General features: G+C 61.4%; 20 protein-coding genes. 12 read left to right on the top strand and 8 right to left on the bottom strand.

The genetic code is table 11. The features are described 5' to 3' along the window. The first annotated feature begins 247 nt into the window (after window positions 1–247). The 3 genes from eat to eutC are packed head-to-tail and all read left to right on the top strand — an operon-like array spanning window position 248 to window position 3,905. Window positions 248–1,663, top strand: coding sequence for an ethanolamine permease (gene eat, locus ACE3SE_RS03720; RefSeq protein ID WP_045848372.1), 1,416 nt, complete (start codon window positions 248–250; stop codon window positions 1,661–1,663). A gap of 38 nt (window positions 1,664–1,701) precedes the next feature. Beyond that, a complete protein-coding gene (locus ACE3SE_RS03715; RefSeq protein WP_131354612.1) occupies window positions 1,702–3,084 on the top strand; it encodes an ethanolamine ammonia-lyase subunit EutB in 1,383 nt (460 codons plus the stop codon). Continuing rightward, window positions 3,081–3,905: an ethanolamine ammonia-lyase subunit EutC gene (gene eutC / locus ACE3SE_RS03710; protein ID WP_374553950.1), complete on the top strand. Its 825-nt coding sequence runs from the start codon at window positions 3,081–3,083 to the stop codon at window positions 3,903–3,905. The genes ACE3SE_RS03715 and eutC overlap by 4 nt, the downstream gene beginning before the upstream one ends. A 5-nt stretch (window positions 3,906–3,910) precedes the next feature. Here eutC and ACE3SE_RS03705 read toward each other — a convergent pair whose 3' ends face one another. Next, window positions 3,911–6,034: a putative bifunctional diguanylate cyclase/phosphodiesterase gene (locus ACE3SE_RS03705; protein ID WP_374553949.1), complete on the bottom strand. Its 2,124-nt coding sequence runs from the start codon at window positions 6,032–6,034 to the stop codon at window positions 3,911–3,913. A gap of 236 nt (window positions 6,035–6,270) precedes the next feature. Here ACE3SE_RS03705 and ACE3SE_RS03700 point away from each other — a divergent pair, with 236 nt between their 5' ends. The 5 genes from ACE3SE_RS03700 (at window position 6,271) to cheZ (ending at window position 10,242) form a co-directional block, all read left to right on the top strand. Beyond that, complete coding sequence (locus tag ACE3SE_RS03700; protein ID WP_374553948.1) at window positions 6,271–6,696, top strand: hypothetical protein; 426 nt, start codon at window positions 6,271–6,273, stop codon at window positions 6,694–6,696. A gap of 365 nt (window positions 6,697–7,061) precedes the next feature. Then, on the top strand, window positions 7,062–8,012 hold the full coding sequence (locus ACE3SE_RS03695) for a chemotaxis protein (RefSeq protein WP_374553947.1): 951 nt from the start codon (window positions 7,062–7,064) through the stop codon (window positions 8,010–8,012). A 34-nt stretch (window positions 8,013–8,046) separates the two neighbouring features. Next, entirely contained in the window at window positions 8,047–8,988 is a 942-nt protein-coding gene (locus ACE3SE_RS03690) for a chemotaxis protein (RefSeq protein ID WP_374553946.1), read from the top strand. Between the two features lie 71 nt (window positions 8,989–9,059). Beyond that, window positions 9,060–9,449, top strand: coding sequence for a chemotaxis response regulator CheY (gene cheY / locus ACE3SE_RS03685; RefSeq protein WP_082696227.1), 390 nt, complete (start codon window positions 9,060–9,062; stop codon window positions 9,447–9,449). Between the two features lie 55 nt (window positions 9,450–9,504). Continuing rightward, window positions 9,505–10,242, top strand: a complete 738-nt coding sequence (cheZ, locus tag ACE3SE_RS03680; RefSeq protein ID WP_374553945.1) for a protein phosphatase CheZ — start codon at window positions 9,505–9,507, stop codon at window positions 10,240–10,242. 164 nt (window positions 10,243–10,406) lie between these two features. Here the strand turns inward: cheZ and ACE3SE_RS03675 are convergent, their stop codons facing one another. From ACE3SE_RS03675 to ACE3SE_RS03655, 5 genes are all read right to left on the bottom strand, one after another. Then, on the bottom strand, window positions 10,407–11,555 hold the full coding sequence (locus tag ACE3SE_RS03675) for a branched-chain amino acid ABC transporter substrate-binding protein (RefSeq protein WP_374553944.1): 1,149 nt from the start codon (window positions 11,553–11,555) through the stop codon (window positions 10,407–10,409). A gap of 101 nt (window positions 11,556–11,656) precedes the next feature. Further along, window positions 11,657–12,919 carry an NAD(P)/FAD-dependent oxidoreductase gene (locus tag ACE3SE_RS03670; protein WP_374553943.1) on the bottom strand — a complete coding sequence of 421 codons (1,263 nt, stop codon included), beginning with the start codon at window positions 12,917–12,919 and terminating at the stop codon, window positions 11,657–11,659. Between the two features lie 3 nt (window positions 12,920–12,922). After that, entirely contained in the window at window positions 12,923–14,494 is a 1,572-nt protein-coding gene (locus ACE3SE_RS03665; RefSeq protein ID WP_374553942.1) for an aldehyde dehydrogenase (NADP(+)), read from the bottom strand. 67 nt (window positions 14,495–14,561) lie between these two features. Beyond that, on the bottom strand, window positions 14,562–15,509 hold the full coding sequence (locus ACE3SE_RS03660) for a dihydrodipicolinate synthase family protein (protein WP_374553941.1): 948 nt from the start codon (window positions 15,507–15,509) through the stop codon (window positions 14,562–14,564). 60 nt (window positions 15,510–15,569) lie between these two features. After that, complete coding sequence (locus ACE3SE_RS03655; protein ID WP_374553940.1) at window positions 15,570–16,496, bottom strand: 4-hydroxyproline epimerase; 927 nt, start codon at window positions 16,494–16,496, stop codon at window positions 15,570–15,572. A gap of 307 nt (window positions 16,497–16,803) precedes the next feature. On the opposite strand from ACE3SE_RS03655, the gene ACE3SE_RS03650 reads away from it, so the two are divergent. Further along, entirely contained in the window at window positions 16,804–17,607 is an 804-nt protein-coding gene (locus tag ACE3SE_RS03650) for an AraC family transcriptional regulator (protein ID WP_374553939.1), read from the top strand. A 13-nt stretch (window positions 17,608–17,620) separates the two neighbouring features. Here the strand turns inward: ACE3SE_RS03650 and ACE3SE_RS03645 are convergent, their stop codons facing one another. Together ACE3SE_RS03645 and ACE3SE_RS03640 are read right to left on the bottom strand one after the other, a co-directional pair. Next, window positions 17,621–19,912 (bottom strand): heavy metal translocating P-type ATPase, encoded by a 2,292-nt coding sequence (locus ACE3SE_RS03645; protein WP_374553938.1) that lies wholly within the window; start codon window positions 19,910–19,912, stop codon window positions 17,621–17,623. Beyond that, window positions 19,891–21,513, bottom strand: a complete 1,623-nt coding sequence (locus ACE3SE_RS03640; protein WP_374553937.1) for a 2Fe-2S iron-sulfur cluster-binding protein — start codon at window positions 21,511–21,513, stop codon at window positions 19,891–19,893. The genes ACE3SE_RS03645 and ACE3SE_RS03640 overlap by 22 nt, the downstream gene beginning before the upstream one ends. 178 nt (window positions 21,514–21,691) lie before the next feature. Between ACE3SE_RS03640 and ACE3SE_RS03635 the strand changes: the two genes are divergently transcribed. The 3 genes from ACE3SE_RS03635 (at window position 21,692) to ACE3SE_RS03625 (ending at window position 24,000) form a co-directional block, all read left to right on the top strand. Beyond that, window positions 21,692–22,090 carry a DUF1924 domain-containing protein gene (locus ACE3SE_RS03635; RefSeq protein ID WP_131354650.1) on the top strand — a complete coding sequence of 133 codons (399 nt, stop codon included), beginning with the start codon at window positions 21,692–21,694 and terminating at the stop codon, window positions 22,088–22,090. 10 nt (window positions 22,091–22,100) lie between these two features. Then, complete coding sequence (locus tag ACE3SE_RS03630; RefSeq protein ID WP_374553936.1) at window positions 22,101–22,607, top strand: diheme cytochrome c; 507 nt, start codon at window positions 22,101–22,103, stop codon at window positions 22,605–22,607. Between the two features lie 268 nt (window positions 22,608–22,875). Then, the gene (locus ACE3SE_RS03625; RefSeq protein WP_374553935.1) at window positions 22,876–24,000 is read left to right on the top strand and encodes an alpha/beta hydrolase; all 1,125 of its coding nucleotides are present in this window, start codon (window positions 22,876–22,878) and stop codon (window positions 23,998–24,000) included. Window positions 24,001–24,150: the final 150 nt, after the last annotated feature.

Genomic DNA, 24,150 nt, shown 5'->3' with positions numbered 1-24,150 from the left:
GCCTCATCACGGTGCTGATTCACAGCAAAAATTGCCACACTCTGCACTATCAGGCAGCCCTCAGCTGGCATGCGGCTTGCAAAACTGTCGCTCACAGACATGCCCGGCGGCAGTTGGCTGTCACGGACGGCTTTGCTGTTTTCCGATTTTCGATAACGGCCACCGCCACACCCTGCCTAGCATGCTTGTCAGGCCCCGGAGCCACCGCACCGGGCAGGGAGAAGTGAGTCAAAAAAGAGGAAATGTCATGAGCAACAGCAATCACGGCCTGGCGCGCAAGCTGGGCGGCTGGCAACTATGGGGGATCGCCGTCGGGCTGGTGATCTCGGGAGAATACTTCGGCTGGAGCTATGGCTGGGCCCAGGCCGGTACGCTGGGCTTTCTGCTCAGCTCGGTGTTTGTCGCCATCATGTATACCGCCTTCATTTTCAGCTTTACCGAGCTGACCACCGCCATTCCGCATGCGGGCGGCCCGTTTGCCTATGCCCGCCGCGCCTTTGGCCCGGTTGGCGGCTTTCTGGCCGGTTATGCCACCTTGTGCGAATTCGTGTTTGCTCCGCCAGCCATTGCGCTGGCCATTGGCGCCTACCTGAACGTGCAGTTTCCCGAGCTGAGCGCCAAGTGGATTGCCTGTGGCGCCTACATCGTGTTCATGGCGCTGAATATCGTGGGCGTCAGCGTGGCCGCAGCCTTCGAGCTGGTAGTCACCCTGCTGGCCATCTTTGAATTGCTGCTGTTCATGGGCGTGGTATCGCCGGGCTTCAGCTGGGACAACTTCACCCACCACGGCTGGGCTGGTAGCGACAGCTTCAGCCTGAGCGCCATCGGTGGCATGTTTGCCGCCATTCCGTTTGCCATCTGGTTCTTCCTGGCCATCGAAGGCGCTGCCATGGCCGCCGAGGAAGCCAAGGACCCCAGCCGTACCATTCCGCGCGCCTATGTAGCCGGCATCCTCACCCTGGTGGCGCTGGCCATGGGCGTGATGATCATGGCTGGCGGTGCCGGTGACTGGAGCAAGCTGGCCAACATCAACGACCCGCTGCCGCAGGCAATGAAGCTGATCGTGGGCAGCAACAGCGGCTGGCTGCACATGCTGGTATGGCTGGGCCTCCTGGGCCTGATTGCCAGCTTCCACGGCATCATCATGGGCTATTCGCGCCAGATCTTCGCGCTGGCCCGTGCCGGTTACCTGCCGCCGATGCTGGCGGTCATCCACCCGCGCTTCAAGACACCGCATCGCGCCATCATCGTGGGCGGGATTGTCGGCATTGCCGCCATCTTCAGTGACGACCTGATCCAGATTGCCGGTCAGCCGCTGACCGCCAACATCGTCACCCTGTCGGTGTTCGGTGCCATCGTGATGTACATCGTGTCCATGCTGGCACTGTTCAAGCTGCGCCGCAGCGAACCAACCCTGACCCGTCCGTTCAGCGCACCGGCCTACCCGCTGCTGCCCGGCCTGGCACTGGCCTGCGCGGTGGTATGCCTGGTGGCCATGATCTGGTACAACCAGTTGCTGGCGCTGATTTTTGCCGGCAGCCTGGCCGTGGCCTATGCCTACTACCTGCTGACCCATCGCCAGCGTGCTGCTGCCGCCAGCGATCATCTGCTGGAAGGTGGCGATGCCACCACGCTGAAACCTGCTGTTGCCCGTAGCGAATAAGAGAGAGGCGGGGTGTGCCCGGCACACCCCGGTAAACCATGTCCTACGCCATCACCATCGGCCCGCGCCGTTACCAGTTTGACGACCTGAAAACCCTGCTGGCCCGCGCCACGCCCTTGCGTTCGGGCGACCAGCTGGCCGGTATAGCCGCCAGCAGCGCCGAAGAGCGTGTGGCGGCACAAATGTGTCTGGCCGATGTACCACTCACCACCTTCTTGCAAGAGCTGCTGATTCCCTACGAAGAAGACGAAGTCAGCCGCCTGATCATCGACAGCCACGACGCCCACGCCTTTGCCCCCATCCGCCACCTGACCGTGGGTGGCCTGCGCGACTGGCTGCTGTCCGATGCCGCCAACAGCAACACGCTGGCCGCCGTGGCGCCCGGCCTGACGCCGGAAATGGTGTCCGCCGTCAGCAAGCTGATGCGCAACCAGGACCTGATATGGGTGGCCAGCAAATGCCGGGTGATCACCCGTTTTCGCAACACGCAGGGCCTGCCCGGCCACATGGGCGTGCGCCTGCAGCCCAACCACCCCACTGACGACGCACGCGGCATTGCCGCCGCCATGCTGGACGGCCTGCTGTACGGCGCTGGCGATGCGGTGATCGGCATCAATCCGGCCAGCGACAGCCCGGAAGCCATCCACACCATGCTGGCGATGATGGACGAAGTACGCCAGCGCTATGCCATTCCCACCCAGAGCTGCGTGCTCACCCACGTCACCAGCACGCTGGAACTCATCCGGCGCGGCGCACCGGTGGATCTGGTGTTCCAGTCGATTGCCGGCACGGAAAAAGCCAATAGCGGCTTCGGCATCAATCTGGCGGTGCTGGGCGAAGCACAACAGGCCGCACTGGAGCTGCGCCGCGGCACGGTGGGCGACAATGTGATGTACTTCGAAACCGGCCAGGGCAGCGCACTGTCGGCCAACGCCCACTGGGGCGTGGACCAGCAAACCTGCGAAGTGCGCGCCTATGCAGTGGCGCGGCATTTCTCGCCGCTGCTGGTGAATACCGTGGTGGGCTTCATCGGCCCGGAATACCTGTACAACGGCAAGCAGATCATCCGCGCCGGGCTGGAAGACCACTTCTGCGGCAAGCTGCTGGGCCTGCCCATGGGCTGCGACATCTGCTATACCAACCATGCCGAGGCCGACCAGGACGATATGGACAGCCTGCTCACCCTCTTGGGCACGGCGGGCATCCACTTCATCATTGGCGTGCCCGGTGCCGACGACATCATGCTGGGCTATCAGAGCACCTCGTTTCACGATGCACTCTACCTGCGTCAGCTGCTGGGCCTGAAACGGGCTCCGGAGTTTGAAGACTGGCTGGAAAGCATGGCCATTACCCGTGCCGGCAAGCTGCAGGCACAAGACCGCCAGCAAGCCTTGCTGCAATTGATGGAGACCTTCCGATGAATGCCCCGTTCAGCCCGGCCACCACCGCCAACAGTGCCATCACCGAAGACAGCTGGCAGGAGCTGGCCAGCCATACCGTGGCGCGCATTGCGCTGGGACGGGTGGGTTCCAGCCTGCCCACGCGCGAAACCCTGCGCTTTGCCCTGGCCCATGCCCAGGCCCGCGATGCCGTGCACACGCCGCTGGACCTGTCCACGCTGGGCGCATCCCTGCAAGACCTGCAATTGCCCAGCCTGCAAGTGCGCAGTGCCGCACCCAGCCGCGCAGCCTATCTGCAACGGCCGGACCAGGGCCGTCGCCTGCACCCGGACAGCCGCGCCAGCCTGCTGGCTGCCGGAGTGGAACCCTGTGATGTGCTGTTCGTGGTGGGAGATGGCTTGTCGGCCCGCGCCGTGGCCAGCCATGCCGTGCCGCTGATTGCCGCCACCCTGCCGCTGTTGCAGGAGCAGGGCTTGCGGGTGGGGCCGGTGGTACTGGCCACCGAAGCGCGTGTGGCCCTGGCCGATGAAGTGGGTGAATGCCTGCAGGCGGCCATGGTGGTGATGCTGATTGGCGAGCGCCCCGGCCTGAGCTCACCGGACAGCCTTGGGGTATATCTCACCAGCGCACCACGGGTGGGCTGCATGGATTCGGCGCGCAACTGCATTTCCAATGTGCGTCCGCAAGGCCTGCCCTACCCTCTGGCCGCCTACAAGCTGGCCTGGCTGATCCGCGCAGGTCGCCACAGCGGCACCGGCGTGGCACTCAAGGACGGCAGTGCTGCCGAGGCCGGCTGGCTGCAGCTGCAACAACAACTGGCACTGGCCGCACAGCAGGGCTGAGGACTTCAGCCACAGCAGGCCGCCTCTTGTTGCAGGCGGCCGTGCAAGGCCGCCTCACTCAGCGGCACCGACAGGCCGAAACCCTGGTACTGGCAACATTCCATCTCGCGCAGCAACTGCAATTGCTCTGCCGTTTCCACGCCTTCGGCCACCACCGTCTTGCCCAGATTGCGCCCCAGCGTCACCACCGCGCTCACCACCATGCGTTGCTGCTCATTGCTTTCAATGCCTGCCACCAGGCTGCGGTCTATCTTGATGATGCCCAGCGGAAAGCGCACCAGATAAGCCAGCGAGGAATAACCGGTGCCAAAATCGTCCATCGCCAGTTGCGCGCCCCAGCCCTGCAATTCCTGCATCTGGCTGATGATGTGTTCGGTATCGCCCAGCAGCAGGGATTCGGTGATTTCCAGCTCCAGCAAATCAGGTGACAAGCCGCTGTCGGCCAGTGCGCTGGCCAGCTCGCGGCACAGGTGGTCACGCTCGAACAGGCGTGGCGACAGGTTGACCGCCAGACTGATGCTGCTGGCCGCCATGCGGTTATAGCGGGCAATGGCCATGCTGGCCTTGCGCAGGATGGACATGGTCAGCGGCAGGATCAAGCCGCACTCCTCTGCCACCGGAATGAAGCGGTCCGGCCCGATATCGCCCAGCTGGACGTGGTGCCAGCGCGCCAGCGCCTCCACGCCGACCATCTTGCCGTGCCGGTCGAACTTGGGCTGATAGGCCACGCTGAAATCATCCTGCTCCAGCGCCAGCCGCATTTCGCGCTCCAGCGTGAAGCGCTCGTCCGACTGCTGGTCCAGCTTGCCGGTAAAGAAATGCAGATTATCCTTGCCTGCCGCCTTGGCGGCATACATGGCCACATCGGCGTGACGCAGCAAGGTCTGCTCGTCCACACCGTCGCGCGGGTACAGGGCCACCCCCATGCTGGCACTGACATTGCAGCTGTGCTCTTGCAGCAGCACCGGCTGGCTGGTCTTGAGCCGGATGCGTTCGAGCAAGGTCCACAGGCCCTCCTCGCTGTCCAGATCATTCAGGATCAGCACAAACTCGTCCCCGCCCAGCCTGGCCACGGTATCGAGCTTGCGGATGCTGCCGGCAATACGCCCGGCCACGGTCTTGAGCAACTGGTCGCCCGCGTCATGCCCCAGGTTGTCGTTGATGAACTTGAAGTTGTCCAGATCGATGAACACCACCGCCAGCCTGCTTTGCGTCCGTGCGGCCCTGGCCACACTCTGCTTCAGCCTGTCGTACAGCAAGGCACGGTTGGGCAGCCCGGTGAGCGCGTCAAAATTGGCCTGCATTTCCAGCTGTTGCTGGTAATGCTTGCGTTCGGAAATGTCCTGCACCGTGCCCTCGTAATACAGGAAACGGCCGTGTTCCGATGACACCACATGCGCATTCTCGGATATCCAGATGCGCTGGCCATCCTTGCGGTATACCTCGGACTCGAAATTCACCACCTCGCCCGCCGTTTCCATCAGCCGCAGGAATTCCTCGCGCCGACCGGCTTCGACATACAGCTGGCAGCTGATGTCGGACAGATTCAGGATCAGCTCCTCCGGCGTGGCATAGCCATACAACCGTGCCAGGGCCGGATTGGCAGCCAGGTAACGGCCGGTCTTGCTGCTCTGGAAGATACCTTCCTGCGCATGCTCGAAAATGGTGCGATATCGCATCTCGGCCTGCGCCAATGCACGAATAGTGCGCTGCTGGCTGGTGACATCCATCACGAAGCCTTCCAGCACCATGCCATCGCCGTCCGGCGACGCCACCCCGCTTTCCCGTACATGACGCAGCTGGCCACCCGCAGTCCGTATCCGGTACTGCAAGGCAAAACGGCCATTGCCACGCAGGCTGCTGGCCAGCGCCTCGGCCACCGCCTGGCGGTCATCCTTGTGGATCACCCCCATCCAGCCGTCACTGCTGGCGGTCAGCTGGGCCGCGCTGTAACCACACAAGGCCAGGCAACCACGGCTGACAAACTGCATGTGACGCTCCGGGTCATGCCGACCGCGATAGGCCATGCCATCAAGATGATGAATCAGGTTTTCCAGTGCCGCCGGCTGGAAACCGTTCACGGCATGGGCATGCAGGGAAACAGGACGCAAGGATTGTGTGCTGGGCATCGGGCTGTACATGCGTTGTCGGTAACAGGATGGGATAAACCGCAGCAATAAACATGCCCGCACCAGAAAAGGGGCCATCCCCCTGCACGCAGGATTTACATGGGCAGGCATTCCGCAGAGCGGCAAATTTACGGTAGCATGCGCCAACCATGACGTGACACATTGCAATGCCATCCTGTTGCCATATTCCATTGCAACACCGCTACATGGCGGTATTGTTGAATATCCGGAGTCCCATGCGGGCCATACTCATTCTGTGTTCCTTGCTGCTGGCTGGCTGCAGCAGTTGGCTGCAAAGCGGCAAGGACTTGCTGCAATCCTGGTCGGCCCCGGCCAAACCCCATGCGCCATCCGAGGCGTCCGGGCTTTGCCAGGCCCGCCATTTCCTGATTGGCTGGGGGCGGGAATATCCGGAAGCCAGAGGCAGTGCATTTGTCACCAGTTACAGCATTACTACCGATCAGGGGCAGCTGCATGTGGATGACGCCACGGTTTACCGTGACATCATGCAAGGCAAGGGACAGCGTCTGGCCTTGCTGATGTCCAATGCCCCCGGCGGCTGGATTGTCGACCTGGCAGCGGACAGCCAGCGCAAGCAACTGCGCAGCAGCGTGATGTGCCGCCTGCCTTCGCAAAATGAGGGTATGTCCAACCCACCATGAAGACATATTGTTTTTCCATGCGTACAGACAAATCATGTCATGCGGAAATGTTTATACTGACCCGCCGTATCCGTTCATTTGACCTGCCGCATAAATAATCTGACAGTGCTTGGCTGTTTTCAATGACAGTGGCTATAGTGTGGTTTATTGGGGCAATACTGAACAATCAATAAAAACCAGAATAAATTTAAATGAATTCTAAAAAATCCAGTTCAAGCATCGGCACATGCAAAGCCAGCAGCCAACTGGAGCCGTTTCCGCTATACCGTGAATATCTGAATGCTGCACAGCGCCAGCCGGGCCCGCAAGGCAAACCGGTCTGTTTGTGTGCCGTATTTCTTCCACTTATTGCCTAGGGTGCTTTCGTGTCAGATCTGCTAAAAAAAATCGATGCCAGAACAAAACTGGCAGGGACCAACAAGCTGGAAATCCTGCTGTTCTCCCTGGGTCACGACCAGCGTACCGGGAGGAAGGAAGTCTTCGGCATCAACGTCTTCAAGGTCCGCGAAGTCATGCGGACGCCCGAAATCACTTCCGCACCCGAAATGCCCTCCTCGGTTGAAGGCATGGTCAGCCTGCGTGGCTCGCTGGTCCCGGTCATCGACCTGGCCAAGTACGCCGGCATCGTCACCAGCAACAAGCCCGAAATCATGATCGTCACCGAGTACAACGGCCACACCCAGGGCTTCCTGGTCGAGGCGGTTGATACCATCCTGCGTCTGGACTGGTCTGCCATGCGCGTGCCGCCGGACATGATCACCAACCGCATGGCCGGCCTGGTCACCGCTGTCACCGAGCTGGATCACGGCACGCTGGTGATGATGATGGACGTGGAAAAAGTGCTGGCGGAAACCTCGCTGGTGGACGACTCCCATCACTTCATCAATATCGAGCCGGTGAAAGAAGAACGCATGATCTTCTTCACCGACGATTCCGCCGTCGCCCGCAAGCAGATCGAGCGTACGCTGGACGCCATGCAGGTGAAATACGCTTACGCCATCAACGGCATGCGTGCCTGGGAAGAGCTGCAAAAAATGGCCATGCAGGCCGAACTCTCCGGCAAGCGCCTGAACGAAACCCTGCATCTGGTGCTGACCGATGTGGAAATGCCGGAAATGGATGGCTACATGCTGACCAAGCTGATCAAGAGCGACCCGCGTTTTGCCGGCATTCCGGTGCTGATGCACTCCTCGCTGTCCGGCAGCTCCAACCAGAAGCTCGGCCAGTCGGTGGGCGTGGATGAGTATGTGTCCAAGTTCGAAGCCCAGAAGCTGTCGATGAAGTTGCGCGAAATGCTCAAGCTGACCAACAACTAAACCAGAACAGACTTCATCCGGGAGAGGTATTCATATGTCAGCCACTGACGCATCCCTGCTTGCCAGCGTGGACGCCCGCACCAAGCTTGCCGGCTCCAACAAGATGGAAATCCTGCTGTTTTCGCTGGGTACCCGCGAAACCTTCGGCATCAATGTATTCAAGGTGCGCGAGGTGTCGCAGACCCCCGCCATCACCAAAACCCCCAACATGCCCTTTGGCGTGCAGGGCGTGCTGTCGCTGCGCGGCAATATCATTCCGGTGATTTCGCTGGCCCGTTTTGTCGGTTCCGAGCAAAGCGGCCGCAAGTTCGACACCATGATCGTCACCGAATTCAACAAGAGTACCCAGGCTTTCCTGGTGGATTCGGTAGACCGCATCATCCGGGTGGACTGGGACCGCGTGCGCGCCCCGGAAAACATGATGAACAGCAGCGCCACCAACTCCAACCTGATCACCGCCATCACCGAGCTGGAAGACGGCAAGCTGGTTTCCATCCTGGACGTGGAGCAGATCCTGGCCACGGTGGTGGGCGAACCGCGTCTGCCGGAAATTCCGCAAGCCCAGCTGGAGAGCGACCAGTACCTGTTCTTCGTGGATGATTCGGTGGTGGCCCGCAAGGAAATCACCAGCGTACTGGAGAAGATGGGCATCAAGTTCCAGCAGGCCACCAATGGCCGCGAAGCCTGGGAGCGCCTGCAGGTGCTGGCCAGCCGCACCTGGGGTGAGGACGAGTGCCTGCACGATTACCTGAAGATCATTCTGGTGGATGCGGAAATGCCGGAGATGGACGGCTATGTGCTGACCAAGCTGATCAAATCCGATGTCCGCTTCAAAGGCATCCCGGTTATCATGCACTCCTCGCTGTCGTCCAATGCCAACAAGGCCATGGGTTCCAGCGTGGGGGTGGATGCCTATGTTGCCAAATTCGACCCGGCAATCCTGGCTGAAACCCTGCTGCCCTACCTTCAAAGATAACGCTGTCCCCGCCTTGGCCTGTGCCGGGCGGGTGGACGCCACTAACGAATCAACTCTTTGGAGCCTCATTTATGGTGGACAAGAACATGAAGTTTCTGGTCGTCGACGACTTCTCGACCATGAGACGCATTGTGCGCAACCTGCTCAAAGAGCTGGGCTTTACCAATGTCGACGAAGCGGAAGACGGCCAGGTTGCCCTGCACAAGCTGAAAAACCAGCATTTCGACTTCATCGTGTCTGACTGGAACATGCCCAACATGACGGGTATCGAGCTGCTCAAGGCGGTGCGAGCCGACCAGCAGATCAAGCATCTTCCCTTCATGATGATCACCGCCGAAGCCAAGCGGGAAAACATCATCGAGGCAGCCATGGCCGGTGCCAGCGGCTATATCGTGAAGCCGTTTACCGCGGCCACGCTGGAAGAAAAGATGAACAAGATCTTCCAGACCCTGAACAAGTAAACGCATATATACATGGCAAGCGTACTTGCCAGGTCAGCAAAGAGGAGAAGCTATCGTGCCGGATCACATTCTAGATAGCGGAGATTCCCCGGATCTCGAAGCACTGTTCGACAGCATTGCCAGCCAGCAGAAAGAGGCGACCACTGAGGATGCACCTGCTGCACAAACTGCAGAAAGTGCACACAGCGACAGTGAAGTAATGTACGAGCAGATTGGCCAGATCACACGCAAGATGCACAACACCCTGCGTGACATGGGTTACGACAAGTCACTGGAACGCGTGGCCGATGCCATTCCTGATGCGCGTGACCGGCTCAGTTACATCGCCTCGCTTACCAAGAGCGCGGCCGACCGGGTACTCAATGCCATCGACGTGGCCCAGCCCTTGCAGGACACCCTGGGTAGCAGTTCGCAAAGCCTGTCCGAGCGCTGGAACCTGCTGTATGCCAACCAGCTCTCCACCGAGGAATTCAAGCAGCTGGCCAATGACACCCGCCAGTACCTGAACCAGGTGCCGCAGCAAACCCATGAAACCAGCACCCAGCTGCTGGAAATCGTGATGGCACAGGATTTCCAGGACCTTACCGGCCAGGTCATCAAGAAAATGATGGACATGTTCAAGACGCTGGAAGCCGAAATGCTGAACCTGCTGGTGGAATTCTCGCCGGAACACAAGAAGGGCGCGCTGGACAGCAGCCTGCTCAACGGCCCGGCCATCAATCAGGAAGGCAACCCGGATGTGATGTCCAGCCAGCAGCAAGTGGACGATTTGCTGGACAGCCTGGGTTTCTGAAGCAAACCCCTGCACTTCCCTTTTCTGCCCCGGCCCTGCACATGCAGGGCCGTTTTCATGTGGATGGTAGGCCAGCATGAAAAAAAGGGCTGACCCCGCAAGCAAGGCCAACCCAGGCATGAGACTGATGAGAATTCAGGGAAATACCGTCAGGACTACACCAGCTAGTTCACCACCGCCTGTACCTGCCAGGCGTTGTTCTTGACCTCGGACAGCGTCACCGGGGCCTTCAGCAGGTTGCCATTGGGCGCAAAGGCAAAGTCGGCGGTGACACCGCTGTAACGGATAGCGGCCAGCTTGGGCAGATACTTGGCCGGCTCGACAGAACCCGCCTGCTTCATGGCTTCGGCCACCAGCATCACCCCGTCGTAGAATTGCGGCCCCAGCAGTACCACATCCTGATGGAAGCGGGCCTTGTAACGGGTTTCAAACGCTTTGCCCGCCGGACGGGCAGTCAGCACGCCACCTGCCACCGCCGAGTAATGTCCGGCCGCATCCGCCCCGGCAAGCTGGATGAAGGTGGGAGTGTTCATCATGTCGCCGCCCATCAGCCGGGCTTTCAGGCCCAGCCGCTTGAGCTGCTTGGCCATGGGCGCAGCCTGGGCATCTGCCCCGCCGTAGAAAATCACTTCCGGATTGATTGCTTTCACCGCCGTCAGGATGGAGGTGAAATCGGTTGCCTTGTCGGTGGTGAATTCACGCCGTGCCACCTTGCCGCCATTGGCAGTCACCGCCTTGACGAATTCGTCGGCAATACCCTGGCCGTAAGCGGTGCGGTCATCAATCGCCACAATGCGCGTGGCCTTGAGGGTTTTTACCGCAAACTGGCCCAGCGAGCCGCCAATCTGGCTGTCGCTGCCCACCAGGCGGAAGGTAGTCTTGTAGCCTTGCTGGGTGTAAGCCGGGTTGGTGGACACCGATAGCTGCGGAATACCGGCTTCCGAGTAAATGCGTGAAGCAGGAATGGACACTCCGGAATTGAAGTGGCCAATCACCGCCTTCACCCCGGCATCCACCAGCCGCTGCGCAGCCTGGGTGCCAATGCGCGGATCGGCCTGATCGTCCTCGGATACCAGCTCGAACTTGATCCTCTGCCCGCCCACCACCAGGCCCTTGGCATTGATGTCGTCAATGGCCATCCTGGTGGCGTTTTCATTGTCCTTGCCGTAATGCGCCTGCGGGCCGGACAAGGGTGAGGAAAAGCCGATTTTCACTACCGTATCGGCATGTGCGGCAGCAATGGCAAACGGGGCCATCATGCCGCCCAGTGCCACTACCCGGCCAAGTTCTGCCAACAGTTTCTTTTGTGCCATGTCATTTCTCCTTTGACGCTGCATTCATTCAAGAGAAACCAGCTGATTTCCCCTGTTACTGCTCTCCTGCCATGACCGGTCTGCGCCGGTGTCTGGCAGGATCAAAACCGTTGCAAACGGTAGGGCTGCATGTCTGTTTCCGCTGCGCGGCCCTGCAACACATCACTCAGCAGCACCGCCGTGGTGGCGGCCAGGGTGAGGCCCAGATGGCCGTGCCCGGTGGCAAACCACAGGCCGGGCTGCCCTGGGGCCGGGCCGATGATGGGCAAGGTATCCGGCAGCGAGGGGCGGTTGCCCATCCATACCGTCATGTCTGCGGTGGAAAAATCGCCGACGATGCGCCGCGCCTTGTCCAGCAGGATGTGGGCGCGCCGCCAGTCGGGTGGCGCATCGCGGTGTGCCAGCTCTACCGTGCCGGCCAGGCGCAGGCCACCATCCGCCATGGGCAAAATGACAAAGCTTTCGCTGGCGCACTGGATGAAGTGGTGCAGCTTCACTCCGGCCCTGGGCAGGTTGACGTGATAGCCGCGCTCGCTCTCCAGCGGTACGCGGTAGCGGTGCTGACGGGTAAAGCGGTCGCTCCACACGCCACAGGCAATCACCGTGGCGGCAGCCGACAGGCGGCCGTGGCCGGCTGTTTCCACCCCGCTCACACGCCCCTCCCCTGCGACCGTAGCCAGCACCTCATCCTGCACAAAGCGTCCACCGGCACGGACAAAGGCATCGAACAGGCCACGGCTGAAGGTGTAGGGGTCGTCCACATGCGACCAGTCCGGCACCCGCACCGCGTATTGCCATTCCTCGGCCAACAGCGGTTCCTGCGCCAGCAACTGGCTGCGTGACAAGGCCTGCCACTGCACGCCATGGCGGCGCTTTTCCTGCCAGGCAGGCAAGGCGGCATCGAACTCCTGCTGGTTGCGATACAGGGTGAGGTTGCCGTGGCGTCGCCACATGGCCGTGAGCCCGGCCTTGTCTATCAGCGCGGCATAGTCCTGATTCACCCGTCCCAGCAAGGCAGACAGATCGCGGGTGAGTGTGGCCACCTTGCTCGGGCGGCTGGCAGCAAGAAAACGCAGCAACCAGGGCATCAGGCTGGGCAGGTAGCGCCAGCGCAGGGCCAGCGGCCCCAGCGGGTCCAGCATCCAGCCCGGCACCTTGCGCAGCACGCCCGGTTCGGCCAGCGGTATCACATCGCTGATGGCAAAGGCACCGGCATTGCCATAGCTGGTTTCCATGGCTGGTTCGCCACGGTCCAGCAGGGTGACGGCAAAGCCTTCCAGCCGCAGTTGCAGCGCAATGGCAATACCGACCACCCCGGCCCCCACCACGATGACTTCGTCTCCCGCAACAAGGGTGTCGGCCATGGTTCAGGCCTCCCGCACGCCATCCAGCAGGCGCGGCAAGCCCTGCGGATTCTCATGTTTCAGGGCGGTCGGCAGCAGTGCATCCGGCAGGTCCTGATAGCACACCGGGCGCAGGAAGCGCTGGATGGCTGCCGTCCCCACCGAGGTGGAGCGCACATCCGACGTGGCCGGGAATGGCCCGCCATGCACCATGGCATCACATACTTCCACCCCGGTAGGCCAGCCGTTGACCAGAATGCGGCCAGCCTTGCGCTCCAGCACCGGCAACAGGCGGCGTGCCAGCGCGATATCGTCATCATCCAGTTGCAGCGTGGCTGTCAGCTGGCCTTCCAGCGCCTCGGCCAGTTGCAGGCGTTCTGCCTCATCACGGCATTGCACGATCAGCGCGGCCGCGCCGAACACCTCGGCCTGCAAGGCCGGATTGGCCAGGTACTCTGCTGCACTTGCCCTCAGCAGCTGTGGCTGGCACTGGTTGGGCCCGGTGGGTAACACGCCCTTGGCCACGGTGCTGGCGTGGCGGGACAGACTGTCCACTCCGTCCTGATACGCCGCCCAGATGCCGGGTGTGAGCATGGTTTGCGCCGCACTGTGTTGCAGCAAATCAGCCGCGCTGGCGACAAACGCTTCCAGCGCTTGCCCTTGTACCGCCACCAAGAGGCCGGGGTTGGTACAGAACTGCCCTGCGCCCAGCGTCAGCGAGCCGACAAAGCCCTGTGCCAGCGCATCCCCACGGGCCTGCAAGGCAGCGGGCAGCAGGAACACCGGGTTGGTGGAGCTCATCTCTGCATATACCGGAATCGGCTCTACACGCTGCTGTGCGGTCTGACACAGGGCCAGCCCGCCAGCACGCGAGCCGGTAAAGCCCACCGCCTTGATGCGCGCATCGTTCACCAGTGCCTGCCCTACTTCGCGGCCACTGCCAAACAGCAGGGCGAATACCCCGGCGGGCAGGCCGCACTGTTGCAGCGCGCGCACAATGGCCTGGCCCACCAGTTCGCTGGTGCCGGGATGGGCGCTGTGCGCCTTGACGATGACCGGGCAACCGGCCGCCAGTGCCGAGGCGGTATCCCCCCCGGCCACCGAGAAGGCCAGCGGGAAGTTGCTGGCCCCGAATACGGCCACCGGCCCCAGCGGGATCTGGCGCTGGCGCAAGTCGGCACGCGGCAGCGGCTGGCGCGCAGGCTGGGCCTGATCGACCCGCACATCCAGCCATTCACCAGCCAGTACGGTACGGGCAAACATGCGCAGCTGGCCGCAGGTGCGGGCCCGCTCGCCCTGCAAACGGGCCTGCGGCAAGCCGGTTTCCAGCATGGCGTGTTCAATCAGCGCATCACTCTGTGCTTCGATTTCCCCGGCAATGGTTTGCAGCAACTGCGCCCGCTGTGCCGGCGTGGTTTCGCGGTAGGCATCAAACGCGGCCCAGGCCAGCGCGCACGCCTGCTCCACCTGTGCCTGATCGCCCCCGGCATAGCCCGGTTGCAGTGTCTGGCCGCTGGACGGGTTGATGGCGTGCAGCGCTTCACGCGTACCGCTGACGGATTGCCCGCCAATCAGCATCTTGCCTGTCAGATTCATGAGATTTCCTGCTTGAAGTAAAAGCCCGGCCACGCAGCAGGCGTGGCACGGCTGCTCAGGGTCTGGCTCAGGCCACATTCAGCCCGGCCGACCAGTCGCGATACCAGTTGCGGAACAGCGTGTACTGGGTTTCGGCATAACGGCGCTGGGCTTCGGTCAGGGCGTCGGTTTCGTTGAAGTGCAGGCTGTATTCGGTATCCCCGTTCAGCACCATCAGGTACTTGTAATACAGCACCAGATCGCAGCCTTCATCGAAGGAGGACAGCACCGCCAGCGCCGATTCCAGCTCACGCGCCTGACGACGGGCCACTGCGTCGCCACGGGCGGCGGCCTTGCTCAGCGCAACCAGATGCAGCACCTCGCGCGGCAGCGCATTGCCGATGCCGGTAATGGCGCCGGTGGCATTGCAATTGACAAAGCCATGCACCACCTGGGTGTCCACCCCCACCATCAGCGTGACCTGATCATCCTGCGAGGTGATGTGCTCGGCGGCGTAGCGCATGTCGGCGGCACCGCCGAATTCCTTGAAGCCGATCAGGTTGGGATAGCTGCGGCGCAGTTCGAAGAACAAATCAGCACGGGTGGCAAAGCCGTAATAAGGGCTGTTGTAGATGACTGCAGGCAAGTTGGGCGCAGCGGCCAGAATGGCGGAAAAGTGGGCCTTTTGCGCGGTCGGGGACGCACCACGCGACAGCACGCGCGGAATCACCATCAGGCCATGTGCGCCAACGCGGGCGGCATGGGCGGCATGGGATACCGCCTCGCGGGTGTTCACCGCACCGGTGCCGACAATGGTAGGCACGCCGGCAGCCACCAGCCGGGCCACGCCTTCCTGACGCTCGGCTTCGGTCAAGAGCGGCCAGTCGCCCATCGAGCCGCAATACACCACCGCGCTCATGCCGGCGGCAATCAGCTCGCGGCCCTTTGCCACCAGCGCGTCAAAATCCGGCTTGCGCTCGGCGGTACACGGGGTCATCAGGGCCGGGATGCAGCCGGTGAAAATGTTGTCGCTCATTGTTTTGCTCCTTGCAGCTTGTATGTGTGTGTATGGGGTGTTGTCTGTGCAGCGCGGGGCTCAGATGCCCCAGGCGAAAGGGTCTTGCGGGTCGATCAGCAGCGTGGCGCTGGCGGTGACGAAGGCGCGGCCGGTAATGAAGGGGCGGATGAAATCGCCCTCACGCTGGTAATGGCCGATGAACTGGCTGCCGGTGATGCCGGCCTGTACCCAGCTTTCGCCTTCGGCCAGTTTGCCGTCGGCAGCCAGGCAAGCCAGCTTGGCACTGGTACCGGTGCCGCAGGGCGAGCGGTCGTACGCCTTGCCCGGGCACATCACGAAATTGCGGCTGTCGGCGCTGGCATCGTCGGCAAACAGCTCCACGTGGTCGATCAGCGCGCCATCGGCCCCGGTGATGCCCTGTGCTTCCAGCGCTTGCAACATGGCCCAGGTGAAGGCGGTGAGTGCCTCGACATTGGCCATGTCCAGCACCATGCCGTGTTCGGACACCAGGAAGAACCAGTTGCCACCCCAGGCAATGTCACCGTGAAACACGCCGTAGCCGGGCACGTTCACCGCCACCTGCTGGCGATAACGGTAAGCCGGTACATTGCCCAGCGTCACCGCACCATCCTCATGCAGGGTGGCGCTGACCTGTCCCACCGGGGTGTCGATCTTGTGCACGCCCGGTGCAATCAGGCCCTGGTAATGCAGCGAGGCAATCAGGCCGATGGTGCCGTGGCCGCACATGCCCAGATACCCGGTGTTGTTGAAGAAGATCACCCCGCAAGTGGCGTCCGGCGACACTGGCGGGCAATACAGCGCGCCCACCAGTACCTCGCTGCCACGCGGCTCCAGCAAACAGGCGCGGCGCCATTGGTCGTGCTGCTGGCGCAATGCGTCGCGCTGATCGGCCATGCTGCCACCGCCGATATCGGGAAAACCTCGCATCACCAGCCGGGTGGGTTCGCCGCCGGTGTGGGAATCGATGATGTGTATCTCTTGCATAAGCTTGTCCATTCGGTAAGACCTTGAATGACGGTCGGCAGGAATGCACCCTTGGCATGCCCTGTGAAAACCCGATGCAGCAATACCATGCAGGGTATTGATTCCATTGCATCTTCACGCCGAACCCGTCTTCGTCAGCACCTGCATAGAATGGCGTTATTGCTGCCGGGAATCTTGATGCTTATCATCAGCGACAATGACGAAATCAGCACAATTGCTGTTTTTGCAGCACAATGGGCAAGACAGGACTGTGCCGCCATGCCCGGTGACAGACCGGACAAACGCACAAGACAAGGAAGGGAAAACCTTGACAGGGGAACTGCTGGACAGCATTGCCAACTGGCAGCAACAAACACGTCCGGCCAGCCTGGACAGTCTGCTGGGCGCACTGGGACCGCTGCTGCCGGTACTGAACCTGATCCCCAATGCCGCCATCTTCATCAAGGACGCACAGGCCCGCTATCTGCTGGCCAACCAGACACTGGTGGAACGCTGCGGGCTGAAAAGCCTGCAACCCTTGCTGGGCAAGACCAGCGCCGAGGTGTTTCCCTCGCAGCTGGGGCCGGGCTATACCGCGCAAGACATCAAGGTGTTGAAGGACGGGCTGGTACTGGAAAGCCAGCTGGAACTGCATTTGTTCAACAGCCGGGAGCCCGGCTGGTGCCTGACTTACAAATGGCCGCTATACAGTGCGGCGGGCGACATCATCGGGCTGATCGGCATCTCGCTGGATTTGCAGGCCGCCAGCAAGACCCACCCCGCCTACACCCGGCTGGTGGCGGTGGACGAGTTCATCCGCAGCCACTTCAGCCGTTCCATCAGCATGGACGAGCTGACCGCCATTGCCGGCGTCTCCCCCGCCCAGCTGGAACGCTACTGCAAGAAAGTGTTTCACCTGACCCCGCGCCAGATGATTCACAAGGCCAGGCTGGAACATGCCCACCGCCTGTTGCACGGTGACATGGCCATCACCGATGTAGCACTGCACTGCGGCTACACCGACCACAGCGCCTTCAGCCGCCAGTTCAAGGCGCTGACCGGCTTTACCCCGCGCCAGTACCGTCAGCAACTGCATGGCCAGGACAGCAGTCGCTCCCCCGCCCCCCTGTAAGGGATGCGAGCGTTCAGCTCATGCTCTGGTACAGCTCGTCTTCCTGGGCAAAATGCAGCTGCAAAATGGTGTCCAGGCTGTACAGGGTGCGTTGCAACTCCTGTAATTCCAGCGGCGAGGCGGGTACCGGCAAGGCCTCTATCTGCATGGTCAGGCGGCGCGACTGGCGGAATATTTCCTGATGACTGCGACTGAGTGCGGCCAGCGGGTCCTCGCCGCCCAACAGCCGCGCCATGGCCGGGTAAAGCTGCCCTTCTTCCTTTTGCTCATGCGGTAGCAGGCGCTCGTGCAGCAGGGTTTGCAACTGGTCCAGTTCGGCCCGCAACTGGCTGTGCTCCAGTTGCGGGACGGCGCGTGCCAGTGCTGCCAGTTGCTGCAATAGCGGGTTGAGCAGCGCATGTTCCTCGTTCAGTTGCGCCACGGTTTCCACCGTCAGTTTCTGCTGCTGGCCCAGACCGGCAGGTGGCGACAGGGCGCGCAGCGCATTCACGATCACCGCCACGTCGATCAGCTCTTGCAACACCGCACCGTATACCGGTGGCAGCCAGCCCAGCGCGGCGGCCAGCATGGCCAGCAGCGAAAGACCCATGCCGGCCACCGCCGACTGGCGGGCAATCGCCATGCTGCGCTGGGCCACCATCACCGTTTCGGCCAGCCGGTCCAGCCGGTCGTTGAGTAGCACCACCCCTGCACTTTCCGCGGCGGCTGCAGCCCCTTGCGCACCCATTGCCACGCCGACATCGGCCGCACGCAAGGCGGGAGCGTCGTTGACGCCATCCCCCACCATCAGCGTGACACCGCGCGCTCTGGCCTGATGGATGTGGGCCAGCTTGTCTTGCGGTTGCAAACCGGCAAACACTTCGTCCACGCCAATGCCGTGGCCAATCGCCTCGGCCACATCCTGCCGGTCACCGGACAGCATGGCGATATGGCTGACACCGCAGCGCTTGAGCATGCGCAGCGCACGCGGGGTTTCCAGCCGCAAGCGGTCGGCCAGTTCCAGCGCACCCAGCAATACGCCATCGCAGGCAACATACACCACGCTGGCCCCTTCCATATCCAGCCTTGCCTGCAAGGACTGCGCCCAGGGCGACAAGGACGGCAGCTGGCTGCTGACATAAGCCAGACTGCCCAGCACCACGCGCCGGCCTTCCAGCTCGCCGCTCAGCCCGGCACCGGCCACCTCGTTGACCGCCGTCGGCAACGGCAGCTTGCCCAGGCCGCGTTCATGCGCCGCCTGCACCACTGCGGTGGCCATTACATGGTTGGACATCTGGTCCAGCGCGGCGGCCAGCCGCAATACATCGTCGGTTGCTGCGCCATCCGGCACATGAATGGCCACCAGCCTGGCCTTGCCACCGGTCAGCGTGCCGGTCTTGTCGAAAAACAGCAGCGTGGCGCGCGCCAGCGCCTCCAGCACTTCACTGCTTTTCACCAGCACACCACGGCCAGCACACTGCGAAATGCCGGAAATCATCGCCACCGGCACCGCCAGCAGCAAGGGACAAGGTGTCGCCACCACCAGCACGGCCAGGGCACGCAATACATCGCCACTGACCAGCCAGGCCCCACCCGCCAGCAACAGGGCCAGCGGAATGAACCAGAAGGCATAGCGGTCTGCCAGCCGCATCACCGGAGCCTTGGCACGGCCCACCTGCTCCACCATGCGGACAATGCCGCTGAAGGTACTGGATGCCGCGGTGGCGGTAGCAGTCATGCGAAAGGCATCACCCGCATTGAGGCTGCCACTACGCAGCAAGGCAGCAGCATGCACGGTAACCGGGACCGCCTCGCCGGTGAGCGTGGATTCATCCAGTACTGCCAGCGCATCGTCCAGCCGGCCATCCACCGGGATGACTTCACCCGCCTTCACCAACAGGCAGTCCCCCGGCTGTACTGCATCCAGCGGCACGCGCTGCTGCTGCCCGCCTTCCAGACGGTTGGCATGGCGCGGTGCCTTGGCCAGCAGGCTGCTCATTTCCCGTTCGGCATGGCCAGCCGCGTAGTCATCCAGCCAGCGCCCGGTAGCTGCCATCGCAGCGATGATGGCCGCAGTCAGCGCCTGGTCCAGCCACATGGCACCGCCAATGGCCAGCAAGGCCAGCAGATCCACCCCCAGCGTCTTGCGCCGCAAGGCACTGACCGCCTCGGACAACAACATCAACAAGGCTGGTATGGCAGACAGCAACAACAGCCCGGTCACCGGCAAGGCAATGTCCCGGACTTGCTGCACACTCCACAGCAGCAAGGCAAATACCGGCGGCAGCAGCAAGACGGCATGAATCAGACTTTGTTTTTTCCCCACGCAACACTCCTGATGACAGCGGTTGGCGCACGCGCAGCAGGCACTGGCTCGTCGAACGATACATGCAGCGTACTGTCCAGGGGCTCGGCCTGACAGGCCAAGGCCCAGCCGGATGCCACCTCTTCGGCGGTCAGTACCTGATTGCTCTGCATGCTTACCCGGCCATGGCTGACCTTGCAGCGGCAAGTGCCGCATACACCGGCGCGACAGTGGCTGGGCGGCTGCACCCCCTGCCCTTCCAGCGCATTCAGCAGCGTGCTGCCCCGTGTCAGCAGTATGGCATGCTGTTTTCCGTGCAGGGTAATCTGCGCCGAAACAGCATTGCCACCGTCAGCAAGCGGCGCAGCGGCCGGGCCAAAACGCTCTTGCTGGATGGCGGATGCAGGCACACCCAGTTGCAACAGGCAGCCTTGCGCCAGTTGCAGCAGGCCCTCCGGCCCGCACAGTAAAACCTCGCCATGGCAGCCGTCGGCCAGCAATGTGGTCAGCCCGGCGGCATCCAGGCGTCCCTGGCTTGCGGAAAGGTGCAGGGTCAGCGACAGCCGGTCAGGATAGCGTGCTTGCAAGGCGGCCAGGGCCGGGCCAAAGATGACGCTGTCCGACTGCTGGCTGACGTAGACCAGCCGCACCCGGCCACTGCCCTGCTGCAAGGCATGACGCAGGATGGCATAAAGCGGAGTGATGCCACTGCCACCGGCCAGCAGCAGTAAATCCGCAGCCGGGCTGCGCGGACGGAAGCTACCCGCAGGCGGCAGCACCAACAGCGTCATGCCCACCTGCATGGCATCGTGCAGATAGCCGGAAACCTTGCCACCCGGCACCCGCTTGACGGTGATGGACAGCGTCGATTCTCCCGGCTGGCTGGTAATGGAATAACAGCGCCACAAGCACGCACCATCCACCTCCACGCCAATGCTCACAAACTGCCCCGGCTGAAAACAAAACAATGGCTGCAAGGCAGCAGGCAAAGCCAGTTCGATGCTGAGCGTATCCGCTGTTTCCGGTCGCAAGCGGCTTACCGTCAGGCGGTATGGAACGGGCTGCGGTAATGCGTGACCTGCAGCCTGGTCCGGTGCCGCCTTGCCCTGGCTGGCCAGCCCCAGCATCCAGCGCACCATGGGTAGCCGGAAACACAACAAGCAGCCGATATGCAGGGCAATCAGCACCAGGCTCAGGCTGGCAATCTGCTCATGCCACTGCGCGGCATCCCATTGCGGCCAACCTGCCAGCAACTGGCTGATGGAAGTAGCCATCGCCACAGGCAGAACCAGTTGCAAACCGGCGTCCACCACGGCGGCGTTGTCTACCATCAACACCCCCGTCACCAGTAAAAGCACAAAGGCCAGCAGCATGCTCCAGATCAGCCCCTTGCCCCAGATGGCTGCGGACCAGCCCCCGGTAGCGGCACCTGCAACAGGGCGCAAGCGGGGAAAACCTCGGCTGCCGGTCAGCACGGTGGCCAGCCGGAACAACAGCAGTAGCAGCAAGCCATAACCCAGCCAAGCATGACCCAGGCCTGCGTCGTCTCCGCTCAGATAAGCCACGACAAAGAAACCGGCCAGCAACCAGTGATAAACGTGAAAGCGCTGTAAATTCCGCATGATGTTCTCCTTGCAATCCGCCATACGGTATTTACTGTGCCGCCGGAAACTTAACCCTGAATTAATTCAGCAGACAACAAATAATAATCAGTTTCATTATCAATGATTTAGCCATGAATTAATCCTGCATTAAGCTTTGGCTTTTAAGGTAAAAGCTCCCGGATATCAGGAGAGCATCATGCGCAACGTCATTATCCTGGCCATGGCCCTGGCCAGTACATATAGCCATGCAGCACCGGCCATCTTGAGTGAATATGCCGCACAAGCAAAACAAGCCAATCCCGCTTTCAACGGATTTTCCGCCGAGCGCGGCAAGGCGCTTTATTATCGGGAGACCGTGCAAAATGGCAAAAATATCAGTTGCGCCAGCTGTCATTCTGCCGACCCACGCCAGCCTGGTAAAACACCGGCATTTCGCAGTATTGAGCCAATGGCTACTTCTGTGACACCCAGCCGCTTTAGCGATAACAAGAAAGTGGAAAAATGGTTCCGCCGCAATTGCGATGATGTATTCAAACGTGAATGCACAGCGCTGGAAAAAGGCGATTTCCTGACCTATTTGAGCAGCGTGAAATAAGGAGCCGGTCATGAACAAACTTTTATTAGCCGCTGTAGTGGCGTGCATTGCTCTGGGAGCTGGCCTGAGCATGGCCGATGAGGGGGAACACCACGAAGGTAAACGACCGAAACAACTGGGCCGCAACCTGGCACAAGCACCTGCCGTATGGAAAACCGAGTGCGGCAGCTGCCATATGGCCTACCCGCCCGGTTTGCTGCCGGCATCGGCCTGGAAAAAGCAGATGGATAATTTGCAGAACCACTATGGCGTCAATGCCACGCTCACTGCCGAGGACGAAAAAATCATCCGCAGCTACCTGAGCATGGCAGCCGCCAGCAATGGCCCGGACTACAGCAACAGCAAGGGTGAGCCACCGCGCATCACCAGCACCGGCTGGTTTGTGCGCAAGCATGATGAAATCAGCCCCGCAATCTGGAAGCGCAAAGCCGTTGGCAGTGCCGCCAATTGCCAGGCCTGCCACAGCGGTGCCGCCAAAGGCGATTTCAACGAAGACGCAGTGCGGATTCCACGCTGATTCGCCATCACTCCGCTTATTTTTCAATCATCTGCAGCCCTGAACATTCAGGGCTTTTTTCATGGGTATTTGCTGAAGCCAAGGCACAGCCTGCTTGCAGTCCATACAGACTGCACACCGGCATCCGGCACCCGCCACCAGAGGATTGGGCAAGAAATGCCGAGGATTCATGTACCGGCCTGCGCCACACCTCCTGAACAATACGCAGCAACACGTGGCAGGAAAACCTGCCCTCTTGCACGCCATGCCTTCACTCAGGAGTCACACCATGCAACTCACGCGCAAAGCCTTCTTGCAATCCGCCCTGCTCGCCTGCACGGCCTTGTTCATCAGCGCCCTGCCTGCACAGGCAGCAAGCAGCACATCCTCTGGAGAAAACATGCTTCATCTGACCCAGGAATGGGACAAAACCTTCCCGCAAAGCAGCAAGGTCGATCACCGCAAGGTGAGCTTCCGCAATCGCTACGGCATTACCCTGGCCGCCGACCTCTACCTGCCGAAAAACCGGGGCCAGCAGAAACTGGCCGCCCTTGCCGTCAGCGGCCCGTTTGGTGCCGTGAAAGAACAATCATCCGGCCTGTATGCACAAACCATGGCAGAGCGCGGTTTTGTGACCCTGGCGTTCGACCCGTCCTACACCGGCGAGAGCGGTGGTGAACCGCGCAATGTGTCGTCCCCGGAAATCAATACCGAAGACTTCAGCGCGGCGGTGAATTATCTGGGACTGCTGCCCGAGGTGGACCGGGAAAAAATCGGCCTGATCGGCATCTGCGGCTTTGGCGGCATGAGCCTGAATGCAGCAGCCGTGGACAAGCGCATCAAGGCCGTGGTCACCACCTCCATGTATGACATGTCGCGGGTAATGGCCAGGGGGCTGGGCGACACCCTGTCGGCGGCGGACCGCAGCAAGATTCTCGACATGCTCAGCCAGCAACGCTGGCAGGATGCACAAAATGGCTACCCGACAGCAGGCAGCCACGGCATCTACATCGCCGCAGACGGCAAGGTGGTGATGCCCGCGCGTTTGCTGCCGGAAACCCTGCCGGACAACCCGCACCCGGTCGTGAAGGAGTTTTTCGACTACTACCGTACTGCCCGCGGCTTTCACCAGAATTCGGTGAACTCCAGCGGCGCCTTTACCGCCACCAGTGCGCTTTCCTTCATGAACATGCCGCTGCTCAGCTATATCAAGGAAATCTCCCCGCGCCCGATCTTGCTGATTGCCGGTGACAATGCCCACTCCCGCTATTTCAGCGAGGATATTTATCAGGCTGCTGCCGAACCAAAGGAGCTGCTGATCCTGAAAAATACCAACCATGTGGATTTGTATGACCGCATGGACAAAATCCCCTTCGACCGGATCACCCGCTTCTTCCAGCAGAACCTGCACTGATCAGGCAGCCAGACTGAAAAACCAGACCCGACGCAGTGTGGAGGGTCTGGTTTTTGACATGCCAGTGAAATACAAAATGGCTATTATCAATAAATATCGATAGCTTATGACAAATACCATTTTATTAATATGGCTTAGCCATGGCAAAAC

The sequence above is a fragment of the Aquitalea pelogenes genome (assembly GCF_041914625.1).
Taxonomy (GTDB): domain Bacteria; phylum Pseudomonadota; class Gammaproteobacteria; order Burkholderiales; family Chromobacteriaceae; genus Aquitalea; species Aquitalea pelogenes.
Note: the sequence above shows the minus strand (reverse complement) of the source record. Positions and strands in the feature narration are given on the sequence as shown.